Annotated in this window: 9 protein-coding genes; 7 read left to right on the top strand and 2 right to left on the bottom strand. The window is 73.0% G+C overall.

The window, feature by feature from the left end:
- The first annotated feature begins 13 nt into the window (after nt 1-13).
- The 4 genes from ABZY57_RS21645 to ABZY57_RS21660 all read left to right on the top strand — a co-directional run bounded on the left by ABZY57_RS21645 (nt 14) and on the right by ABZY57_RS21660 (nt 3,626).
- A complete protein-coding gene (locus tag ABZY57_RS21645) occupies nt 14-1,537 on the top strand; it encodes an aldehyde dehydrogenase (NADP(+)) (RefSeq protein WP_356514273.1) in 1,524 nt (507 codons plus the stop codon).
- Nucleotides 1,538-1,770: 233 nt separating this feature from the next.
- On the top strand, nt 1,771-1,998 hold the full coding sequence (locus ABZY57_RS21650) for a hypothetical protein (protein ID WP_254383842.1): 228 nt from the start codon (nt 1,771-1,773) through the stop codon (nt 1,996-1,998).
- Nucleotides 1,999-2,090: 92 nt separating this feature from the next.
- Nucleotides 2,091-3,356: a TerD family protein gene (locus ABZY57_RS21655; RefSeq protein WP_356514275.1), complete on the top strand. Its 1,266-nt coding sequence runs from the start codon at nt 2,091-2,093 to the stop codon at nt 3,354-3,356.
- A gap of 102 nt (nt 3,357-3,458) precedes the next feature.
- The gene (locus ABZY57_RS21660) at nt 3,459-3,626 is read left to right on the top strand and encodes a hypothetical protein (RefSeq protein ID WP_243338429.1); all 168 of its coding nucleotides are present in this window, start codon (nt 3,459-3,461) and stop codon (nt 3,624-3,626) included.
- Between the two features lie 109 nt (nt 3,627-3,735).
- On the opposite strand, the gene ABZY57_RS21665 is transcribed toward ABZY57_RS21660, so the two are convergent.
- Both ABZY57_RS21665 and ABZY57_RS21670 read right to left on the bottom strand, forming a co-directional pair.
- Nucleotides 3,736-5,199 (bottom strand): alkaline phosphatase PhoX, encoded by a 1,464-nt coding sequence (locus ABZY57_RS21665; protein WP_356514278.1) that lies wholly within the window; start codon nt 5,197-5,199, stop codon nt 3,736-3,738.
- 166 nt (nt 5,200-5,365) lie between these two features.
- Entirely contained in the window at nt 5,366-6,895 is a 1,530-nt protein-coding gene (locus ABZY57_RS21670) for a hypothetical protein (RefSeq protein ID WP_356514280.1), read from the bottom strand.
- A 236-nt stretch (nt 6,896-7,131) separates the two neighbouring features.
- Between ABZY57_RS21670 and ABZY57_RS21675 the strand changes: the two genes are divergently transcribed.
- From ABZY57_RS21675 to ABZY57_RS21685, 3 genes are all read left to right on the top strand, one after another.
- On the top strand, nt 7,132-8,973 hold the full coding sequence (locus tag ABZY57_RS21675; protein WP_356514286.1) for an endonuclease/exonuclease/phosphatase family protein: 1,842 nt from the start codon (nt 7,132-7,134) through the stop codon (nt 8,971-8,973).
- Nucleotides 8,974-9,032: 59 nt separating this feature from the next.
- A complete protein-coding gene (locus ABZY57_RS21680) occupies nt 9,033-9,527 on the top strand; it encodes a GNAT family N-acetyltransferase (RefSeq protein ID WP_356514282.1) in 495 nt (164 codons plus the stop codon).
- 242 nt (nt 9,528-9,769) lie between these two features.
- Nucleotides 9,770-10,024, top strand: coding sequence for a hypothetical protein (locus ABZY57_RS21685; RefSeq protein WP_356514284.1), 255 nt, complete (start codon nt 9,770-9,772; stop codon nt 10,022-10,024).
- Nucleotides 10,025-10,164 lie beyond the last annotated feature (140 nt).

The following is a 10,164-nucleotide window of genomic DNA, read 5'->3' on the forward strand; positions in this document are numbered from 1 at the left end:
GAGGCAGTTCGCCATGGCAGCAACACCAGTCTGGAGTGTGGACCCCCGCACCGGGAAGCACCGCGAGCAGGTTGCGGTGGAGGCCACACCCCGGGAGGTGGACGAGGCCGTGCGCGCGGCCCACGCCGCCCGCGGCTCGCTGGCCGACGCCGCGCGGCGCTCCGCCTTCCTGCGCGCCGCCGCCGACCTGCTCGACGAGGCGGCCTCCCACGTCATCGAGGCCGCCGACGCCGAGACGGCGCTCGGCCCCGGCCGGCTCACCGGCGAGCTCGCCCGCACCACGGGCCAGTTCCGCGCCTTCGCCGACGCCGTGGACGAGGGCTCCTACCTCGACATCCGCATCGACCACGCCGATCCCACCACCGCCCCGCCCCGCCCCGAACTGCGCCGCTACAAGGTGCCGCTCGGCGTGGTCGCGGTCTACGCCGCCTCCAACTTCCCCCTCGCCTTCTCCGTGCCCGGCGGCGACACCGCCAGCGCCCTGGCCGCGGGCTGCCCGGTCGTGGTCAAGGCGCACCCCGACCACCCGGGCACCTCCGAGCTGTGCGCCTCGCTTCTGCGCCGGGCCGCCGTCGCCGCGGGGCTGCCGGCCGAGGTCGTCGCCGTGGTCCACGGGTTCGACGCCGGACTGGAGCTGATCCGGCACCCGCTGGTCGCCGCCGCCGGGTTCACGGGGTCCATCCGGGGCGGGCGGGCCCTGTTCGACGCCGCTGCCGCGCGAGCCGTACCGATCCCCTTCCACGGGGAACTGGGCTCCCTGAACCCGGTCGTGGTCACCCCGGCGGCGGCCGCCGAACGCGCCGAGGAGATCGGTGGCGGGCTGGCCGGCTCGGTCACCCTCGGCGTCGGCCAGTTCTGCGTCAAGCCCGGTCTGGTCCTCGTACCCGAGGGCGCGGACGGGGACCGGCTCGCGAGCTCGCTGACCAAGGCGCTCGGGGAGACCGAGCCCGGGGTGCTCCTCGACCACCGGATGCGGGAGAACTTCGTCGCCGGGGTCCGCGAACGCGCCGCGCTCCCCGGGGTCGACGCGCCCGTCACCCCCGGCTCCGGCGGCGAGCACACCGTCGGCGCGGGCTACCTGAGCGTGCCGGCGCGGACCCTGCTGGAAGGCGGGCCCTACGAGGTGCTCCTGGAGGAGTGCTTCGGCCCCGTCACCGTGCTGGCCCGGTACGCGGGCCAGGACGAGGCCGCCGCCGTGCTCGGTCGGCTCCCCGGGAACCTCACCGCGACCCTGCAGCTGTCGGCCGCCGAGGCGGACGGCGGCCCGGGTCCGGCGGCGGAGCTGATCTCCCAGGTCACGACGCTGGCGGGCCGGGTCGTGGTCAACGGCTGGCCGACCGGTGTGGCGGTGGCCCCGGCCCAGCACCACGGCGGCCCCTACCCGGCGGCGACCTCCCACTCCACCTCGGTCGGCGGCACGGCGATCGAGCGCTGGCTGCGCCCGGTGGCCTACCAGTCGGTGCCGGACGCCCTGCTCCCGGCGGAACTCCGCGAGGCCAACCCCCTCGGCCTCCCGCGACGGGTCACGGGAGGCTAGGCCGTCGTCGAGGCGCGGCGGGGTCAGGCCCTCAGGACCCGGGCCTTCTCCGCCGCGAGCTCCTCGTCGGTGAGCAGGCCCTGGGCCTTCAGTTCGGGCGGCCCGCTGGACTCCCGTACCGCCGAGGCCAGGCGCGGGAGGGCGGGGGCAGGGCAGGGGCAGGGGCAGGGGCAGGGGCAGGGGCAGGGCATATTGCGTTGCAGGCCGCGGCCCGGGCACGGCACCCTCTGCCCATGCCCAGACCTCACGGATTCTCGTACGAACAGCGGGGCGACCAGAGCGTCGTCATCACCCACCAGGGCCGGTCCGCGGCCACCCTCCGGGGCGGGCGGGCCGCCGCGTTCCTGGCCGAGGTCGAGGCCGGTGACGCCCAGCTCGTCATGGCCCGCTGGACCGGCTCCTACAAGTTCGGCAACGAGCGGACCGCCAGGAACCACCCCCGCAACCGGGGCCGCGTCTGAGGCGCGGGTGGGGCGGGGGTGAAGAACCGGGAAACCGGGTGAAAGTAAGGGAACGGCAAAGCCACCTCGGTCGTTCTCCCGGCATGACCGCTATGACCCCTGGTTCCAACCTGCCGCTCAATGCCGTCCGCGTGACGGTCGACGTGGCTGCCCCGGTGCGGCTCGACGTGTCCGCGCTGCTCCTCGCCGCCGACGGCAAGGTGCGTTCCGACGCCGATTTCATCTTCTTCAACCAGCCGTCCGGCCCCGGTGTCACCTACCGCTCGGGCGGCGGCACGGCACCGGACTCGATCACCGTGGACACCGGTTCGGTCCCGCCCGGCATCGAGCGGATCGTCATCACCGCCAGCCCGGACGCCGCGGGCCAGTCCTTCCAGGGCATCGAGCCCACCGCCACCGTCCGGGACGCCGGCAACGGAGCGGTGATCTCCTCCTTCACCCCGCCGCAGCTCGGCACGGAGACCGCCCTGGTGGTCGTCGAGGTCTACCAGCGCGGCGGCGTGTGGAAGGTGCGCGCGGTCGGCCAGGGGTACGCGAACGGCCTCGCCGGCATCGCGACCGACTTCGGGGTCTCGGTGGAGGATGAGCCGGCTCCGGCAGCCGCCGCCCCCGCCCCCGTCGCCCCGCCCGTGCCCCCGGCTCCCCCGACGCCGCCCACGTACGCGGCCTCGCCCTGGCTCACCAGCGGCGCACCCGGGGCGACCCCGGCACCCGCGCCGACCGCCCCCGCACCGGTCGCCCCCGCGCCGGTCGCGGCCGCCGCCCCCGCACCCGGCGCCGGGAAGATCAACCTCGACAAGGGCCGGGTCAGCCTCCAGAAGAACCAGACCGTGTCCCTGGTCAAGGGCGGCCGCCCGCTGCTCTCCCAGGTCAAGATGGGCCTCGGCTGGGAGCCCGCGTTCCGCGGCCGGGACATCGACCTGGACGCCTCGGTCATCGCGTACGGACCGCAGCGCAACCACATCGACAGCTGCTACTTCGGGAAGCTGTCCATCCTGGGCGGCTCGGTCAAGCACTCGGGCGACAACCTCACCGGCGAGGGAGCGGGCGACGACGAGGTGATCGTCGTGGACCTCGGCCGGCTGCCCGCGGACGCCACCGGCCTCGTCTTCACGGTCAACTCCTTCTCCGGCCAGAAGTTCACCGAGGTGGCCAAGGCCTACTGCCGCCTCATCGACGCCGCGACCAACGAGGAGCTGGTCCGCTTCGACCTCACCAGCGCCGAGCCGCAGACCGGCGTGATGATGGCCAAGCTGATCAAGCAGTTCTCCGGCGAATGGGAGATGACGGCCATGGGCGAGTTTGTGAAGTCGCGCACAGTGCGGGGCATGGTCAAGCCGGCCGCGCAGGCACTCTGAGCAGGTGGGCGGGCACATGGAGCGACGGACGCCCTCCACGGGTGACCTGTTCCACCCTTAATACGGAGGTGGCTGTCAGTGCCCGCCCGTAGCCTTGGAAGCATGCACCAGACACTCCAGCCCGCGGGCCCCGCGCGCCCGTCCGCCGCCGAGGCGAACGAGGCGATCCGGCAGCTCGTCGAGAGCCGGGTGGACGGCGAGTGGCCCTCCGAGGCGTACGAGTTCCTCCTCGAGGAGTGGGCCGCGGCCAGCCGCGCCGAAGCTCAGTGATCCAGCCGTAGAGGCACGGCGAACAAGCGAACGAACGAACAGGTGAGACGACGGGAAGAGCCGCCGGGCCCGAAGGCCCGGCGGCTCTTCCCATGTCCGCGTCTCCCGGTCAGCGCCGGCGCCGCCACGGTCCCGTGACGGCCAGCATGATGCCCGGGTCCTGGAGGCTGGCGAACAGCGTCCGCCCGTCCGGCGAGAAGCAGACGCCCGTGAACTCCGAGTACTCCGGATCCTGCGCCGTCCCCAGGTTCATCTCGTTGCGGGCCAGCGGGTACGTGCGCCCCGACTCGGTCGCGCCGAACAGGTGCTGCAGCCCCGAGCCGTCCTCCGCGATGATCAGACCGCCGTAGGGGGAGACCGTGATGTTGTCCGGGCCGTCGTACCCGCCGTCCACCGACGGGTCTGCGTTCACCCCGAGCAGGACCTGCAGCCGCACTGTGCGCCGCTTGGGGTCGTAGAACCACACCTGGCCGTCGTGGGCCGCGCCCGGGCTCTCCTCACGGGCGTAGGAGGAGACGAAGTACGCGCCGCCGTCGGCCCACCACATGCCCTCCAGCTTGCGCGCGCGGGTCACGGCCGCCGTGCCGAACTGCTTGCGGACCGCGACGGTGCGCGCGTCGCGGTCCGGGACCGGCACCCAGTCCACCCCGTAGGTGGTCCCGATCTTCGTGGCCCGCGAGAGATCGTCGACGAACAGCCCCGAGCTGTCGAAGCACTTGGCCGCCGCCAGCACGCCGGCGTCGTCGGCGAGCGTACGGAGCTTGCCGCGGCCGTGGCGGAAGCCGGGCGGCGGGCTCCAGCGGAAGAGCAGCCCGTTCGGGTTGGAGGCGTCCTCGGTGAGGTAGGCGTGGCCCTGCCGCGGGTCGATGACCACGGCCTCGTGGTCATAGCGCCCGAAGGCCTTGACCGGCTTCGGGTCGAGGTTGGCGCGGCGGTCGTGCGGGTCGACCTCGAAGACGTAGCCGTGGTCCTTGGTCATCCCGTTCTTGCCGGCGAGGTCCGAGTTCTCCTCGCAGGTCAGCCAGGTGTCCCAGGGGGTGGAGCCGCCCGCGCAGTTGGTCGACGTACCGGAGATGCCCACCCACTCGGCGACCTCGCCGCCGCGCCGGACCTCGACGACCGTGCAGCCCCCGGCCGCGGCCGGGTCGTAGACGAGGCCCTCGGCGAGCGGGACGGGGTGCGTCCAGTTCGTGCGCGGGCCCTTCAGCTCGTGGTTGTTGACGAGGAGGGTGACTCCCCGGTGGCCTTCGAAGGCGGCCGTGCCGTCGTGGTTGGACGGGGTGCTTTCGCCCGAATCGAGCACGGTGACACCGCTGTGCGTGATCACGCGGTACGTGAATCCGGCGGGGAGGGCCAGGATGCCGGCCGGGTCGGGCACGAGCGGGCCGTAGCCGGGACCGTGGCCATGTCCGTGGCCGTCCTGATCCTGCTCGCGGCCGGCGTCCTGCAGCGCGCCGTCGTCCGCGGCGAGGGCCCCGGGGGCGGTGGCGAGTGCGCCGACCGTTCCGGTGAGCGCGACTCCCGCACCCGCGAGTGCGGTGCGGGTGGTGAAATCTCTGCGGCTGAGCGGCATCGGGTCTCCAGGGGTGGGGAGGTGCTGCGCCTGTCGTGCGGTCGTCGGCGCACACGCTCCCGCCCGCACGTGAACGCCGACTGAACTACCCGGGAAAACGAATCGACCCCTTACCCGGTGCCCGCGTTGGCCGAGTCCCTTTCGGGAACGGCTGGTTAGCAACGCCTCATACGCCCCGGGAACGCGCCTTGAACGCGGCCTTCCGGGCCTCCTTCGCGGCCTTCTTGTCGGGGTGCAGCCGCCCCATCGCCTCCAGCACGTGGGCCGTCGCCGGGTGCTCCACCCGCCAGGCCCGCTCGAAGAACCCGGCGTGGTGGGCGGTCAGCGATTCGATCAGGAGCGGCAGCTCCGCCTCGGCGCCCTCACCGCCCTCCCCTGCCCCGGCGCTTGCGCCGCCCGTGGCGAGCTGCGCCGCGATCGTGTCGATCGTCAGCCAGAACACCATCTCCTCGTCCGGCGCCGGTACGTCGGCCACCCCGCGCTCGGCCAGCCACACCCGGGCGAGCCCGCCGAGCTCCGCGTCGTCCAGTACGGCGCGGACGGCCGGCTCGGCCCCCGCCCCGGCCGGCGCGAGGGCCTGCTGGCAGCGCAGCCGGCGCAGTGGGCCGCCGGGATCGGAGCCACGCGCCGCGGCGAGCAGGTCCGCGGCGGCCTCGGGTACCGGGCGTTCGGCCAGCCACTGGTCGATCTCGGCTTGGGCTGCGGCCTCGGAGTAGTGGGAGACCACGTCGAGCAGGACGTCCGCGCCCTTGCCGGCCAGTTCGCCGACGGCCGGGGCCTCGACGCCCGCCTCCAGCATGCGCGCCCGGATCCCGTACAGCCCGAGCGGGGTCAGCCGTACCAGCCCGTACCGGGAGACGTCCTCCTCGTCGGGGTCGGCGCCGACGCTCGCGAGGAACTCCTCGTCCTCGGCCTCCGCCATCAGCTCCTCGTCCACGGGGCGGAACTCGACCAGCCCGATCGGCTCCAGCTGCCGGAACTGGTCGTCGAGGCGCATCATCGCGTCCGAGACCTGCTCCAGCACGGCGTCGGTGGGGTCGCCCATGTCGTCCGGCACCACCATCGAGGCGGCGAGCACCGGGAGCGGCACCGGGCCGTCGGCCGTGCCGCCTTCGGCGACGGCGAGCAGGTAGAGGTTGGCGAGGACTCCGTCGAGGAAGTCGGCCTCGCGGCGGGGGTTCCAGTCGAGCTGGTCGAAGTCGATCTCGCCGCCCGCGTCGAGGGCGTCGACGAGGTCGTCCAGGGCGGGCACCGCCGCGTCCGCGAGGACGGTGTCCAGGGCGGCCAGCCACAGGTCGAGCACGTCGCCGGGGGTTCCGCCGGTCACCAGGGCCAGGTCCTCGCCGGGCTCGGCGGTGCCGAATTCGGGCTCCCCCTCGGCCGCTTCCCCGGCGGTGGAACGGTCCTCCTCCGGCTCGGTGACGTCGACGAGGCCGGTGTCGACGGCCACCCGCCAGGCCTGGCTCGCGTGGGCGGCGGAGTCCTCGTCGGCGGGGTCGAGGCCCAGCAGGGCCACGGCCTGCGGCAGTTGGCCGGCGACGAGCTCGCCACCGGTGTCCACGCGGGTGTCCGGTCCGGCCCAGCGGGCGAGGCGCACGGCGCGGGCGAACAGCGGGGCGGCCAGGGCGTCGCGGGCCAGTTCCGCGTCGGGGAGCAGCCGTACCGGCGGCAGCGCGGGGTGCGAGTCTGCGGACATGGGGCGGTTCTCCTCGCGGGCACGGGTGGTTCGGGTACGGGTCGTTCAGGGGTCCTGCGGGTCGTACGGCGCCCCAGAGTAGACGCATTTCGGGCGCTCCCGGCGGCCTCTCCCCTTTGGTTCATCCCACAGTCAATCTCCGTATTCCCTGGAGGGCTTGACAACTTTGCCGGCCACGAAGGAAATTGACGCGCGTAGATATCTGCTTCCTCCTCCACACACCGGAGTTCCAGCCCATGCGCTCCTCGCATCCCCGTTCCGCCGCCGTCGCGGCCCTCGTCGCCACCGCGCTGGCCACCGGCCTGCTCGCGGGCACCGCCGACGCGGCCGAAGGCGCCGTGTCCGCCGATCCGATACGCATCCACGACATCCAGGGCACGACCCGGATATCCCCGCTGGTCGGCAAGCAGGTCACCGATGTCGCGGGCGTCGTCACGGGCGTTCGCACGTACGGCTCGCGCGGCTTCTGGATCCAGGACCCGGACACGGACGACGACGACGCCACCAGTGAGGGCGTGTTCGTCTTCACCAGCTCGGTCCCGACCGTCGCGGTCGGCGACGCCGTCACGGTCTCCGGCCTCGTCGGCGAGTACGTCCCCGGCGGCCTCACCTCCGGCAACCAGTCGGTCACCCAGATCTCCAAGCCCGTCGTGACCGTCGTCTCCTCCGGCAACGCGGTGCCCGCGGCCACCGCGGTCAACGAGTACTCGGTCCCCTGCGCGTACGCCCCGGACGGCGACCCGGCCGCCGACGGCAGCATCAACGGTCTGACCCTGGACCCCTCTCGCTACGCCCTGGACTACTACGAGTCCCTGGAGGGCATGAACATCGCGATCGGCAACTCGCGCGTGGTCGGCGCCACCGACCCGTACGCGGAGCTGTGGGTGACGGTCAAGGGCTGGGAGAACAACACCAAGCGCGGCGGCACCCTCTACGGTTCGTACGAATCCCAGAACACCGGCCGCCTCCAGATCCAGCAGCTCGCGCCCCTCGCGCAGCAGCCGTTCCCGGTGGCCAACGTCGGCGACAAGCTGACCGGCCGCACCGAAGGACCGCTGGACTTCAACCAGTTCGGCGGTTACACGCTGGTGGCCCGCACCCTCGGCACGGTCACGGCGGGCACCCTCGCCCCGGAGAAGACCAAGGCGCAGGCGGCCAACGAACTCGCGGTGGCCACGTACAACGTCGAGAACCTCGACCCGTCCGACCCGCAGGAGAAGTTCGACAACCTGGCGAAGGCGGTCGTCGAGAACCTCGCCTCCCCCGACATCCTCGCCCTGGAGGAGATCCAGGACGACAACGGCGCCAAGAACGACGGCACGGTCTCGGCCGAGGCGACCCTGACGAAGTTCACCGCGGCCATCGCGGCCGCGGGCGGCCCGGCCTACCAGTGGAAGACCGTCGACCCGGAGGACAAGAAGGACGGCGGCGAGCCCGGCGGCAACATCCGCCAGGTGTTCCTCTTCAACCCGGAGCGGGTCTCCTTCACCGAGCGCGCCCCGGGCGACGCCGTGACGGCGACCGGTGTGGTGAAGCAGGACGGCAAGGCCGCCCTGACCCACTCCCCCGGCCGGATCGACCCGGCGAACCCGGCGTGGGTGGACAGCCGCAAGCCGCTGGCCGGCGAGTTCGTCTTCCGCGGCAAGACCGTCTTCGTGATCGCCAACCACTTCGGTTCGAAGGGCGGCGACGAGGGCCTGACCTCGCACCACCAGCCGCCGGTGCGCAAGTCGGAGGAGAAGCGGCTGCTCCAGGCGCAGGCGGTGAACGGCTTCGTCAAGGACATCCTGGCGGCGGAGAAGAACGCGAACGTCCTCGTCGTCGGTGACATCAACGACTTCGAGTTCTCGGCGACGACGAACGCGCTGGCGGACGGCGGGGCCCTGTACCCGGCGATCAAGTCGCTGCCCAAGTCGGAGCGGTACTCGTACGTCTTCCAGGGCAACGCGCAGGTGCTGGACCAGATCCTGACCAGCCCGGCGATCAAGAAGTTCAGTTACGACAGCGTGCACATCAACGCCGAGTTCTCGGACCAGAACAGCGACCACGACCCGCAGGTCGTGCGCTTCCGCCCGTAGCGGCGGCGCCGAAGGGGCCGGGCCGCACCGCCGCCCGGCCCCTTTGGCATGATCCCGGCATGATCTTCCGTACCGCAACGCGTCAGGACCTGCCCGCCGTACTCGCCCTGCTGGCCCAGGACGAAGCCCCGGGCGCGGACGCGGAATCGGCCGGATCCGGGGCCGGGGGCATGGGCGGGGTCACGGCCGTCGAGCCGGTGGTCTCCGAGGCCCACGAGCGCGCCTTCGCCGCGATCGCGGCGGACCCGCGCAACGAGATGCTGGTCCTGGAGGACGACGGGGACCTCGTCGGCTGCCTGCAGCTGACCTATGTCCCGGGTCTCGGCCAGGGCGGGCGGGAGCGGGCCCTCGTGGAGGCCGTACGGATCCGCGCGGACCGGCGGGGCCGGGGGCTCGGGGCCCGCCTGATGGAGCTGGCCGCGGACCGGGCCCGCGAGCGCGGCTGCGGCCTGGTGCAGCTCACCAGCAACAAGCGGCGCACCGCCGCGCACCGCTTCTACGAGCGGCTGGGCTACGCCCGGAGCCACGAGGGCTTCAAGCTGCCGCTGACCTGACCTGGCCTGGCCTGGCCTGGCCTGGCCGGGACGAGCGGCCGGGACGGGCACCGGAGACGGATGGCGGAGACGGCCAGCGGGGACGGGCGGTGGGGACGGGCAGCGGGACCTCCGGAGCCGAGGAAGGGACCTTCGGCCCTGGCGTGACGCTCAGCACATCTCTACCCATTCGGGCGGTTCTGGTGTTGAGTGTCCCCACGCCCGATCTTGTACCGCACTCCAGCACTCCTTTGGAGGACCGCGTGTTCCCCTCCATCTCCCTCGCTCAGGAAATCGGCATCGCCGTCCTGCTCGTGGCCGCCGCCGTCTGGCTGATCGGCCTCGGCCACATGCTGTGGGACAGCCGTTTCCACCACCCGGAGCCGGGCGCCTTCGAAGGCCTTTCGGTCGTCCCGGCCCAGCGCGGCACCTCCGCCCACCCGATGGAGTCGGTGGAGCTGACCGAGGCGGAGCAGCAGGCCTTCGCGGGCCTGGTGCGCACCATCCCCCTGCACTGACGCGCTGACGCCTCCGCGCGGAGCCGCGCAGGAGAGTCCCCTCCCCCGCTCGGGGCGGGAGGGAGCTCACCACGCACCGGTGCCCTCCCACCCCGTCGGGGCGGGAGGGAGCTCACCACGCACCGGTGCCCTCCCACCCC

The organism is Streptomyces sp. NPDC006450 (genome assembly GCF_040612195.1).
Taxonomy (GTDB): domain Bacteria; phylum Actinomycetota; class Actinomycetes; order Streptomycetales; family Streptomycetaceae; genus Streptomyces.

Bases quoted from the DNA above. Each gene is read 5' to 3' on its own strand.
- ABZY57_RS21670 (WP_356514280.1), bottom strand. From the start codon at position 6,895: ATGTCCGCAGACTCGCACCCCGCGCTGCCGCCGGTACGGCTGCTCCCC.
- ABZY57_RS21650 (WP_254383842.1), top strand. From the start codon at position 1,771: ATGCCCAGACCTCACGGATTCTCGTACGAACAGCGGGGCGACCAGAGC.
- ABZY57_RS21660 (WP_243338429.1), top strand. From the start codon at position 3,459: ATGCACCAGACACTCCAGCCCGCGGGCCCCGCGCGCCCGTCCGCCGCC.
- ABZY57_RS21645 (WP_356514273.1), top strand. From the start codon at position 14: ATGGCAGCAACACCAGTCTGGAGTGTGGACCCCCGCACCGGGAAGCAC.
- ABZY57_RS21655 (WP_356514275.1), top strand. From the start codon at position 2,091: ATGACCCCTGGTTCCAACCTGCCGCTCAATGCCGTCCGCGTGACGGTC.
- ABZY57_RS21665 (WP_356514278.1), bottom strand. From the start codon at position 5,199: ATGCCGCTCAGCCGCAGAGATTTCACCACCCGCACCGCACTCGCGGGT.
- ABZY57_RS21680 (WP_356514282.1), top strand. From the start codon at position 9,033: ATGATCTTCCGTACCGCAACGCGTCAGGACCTGCCCGCCGTACTCGCC.
- ABZY57_RS21675 (WP_356514286.1), top strand. From the start codon at position 7,132: ATGCGCTCCTCGCATCCCCGTTCCGCCGCCGTCGCGGCCCTCGTCGCC.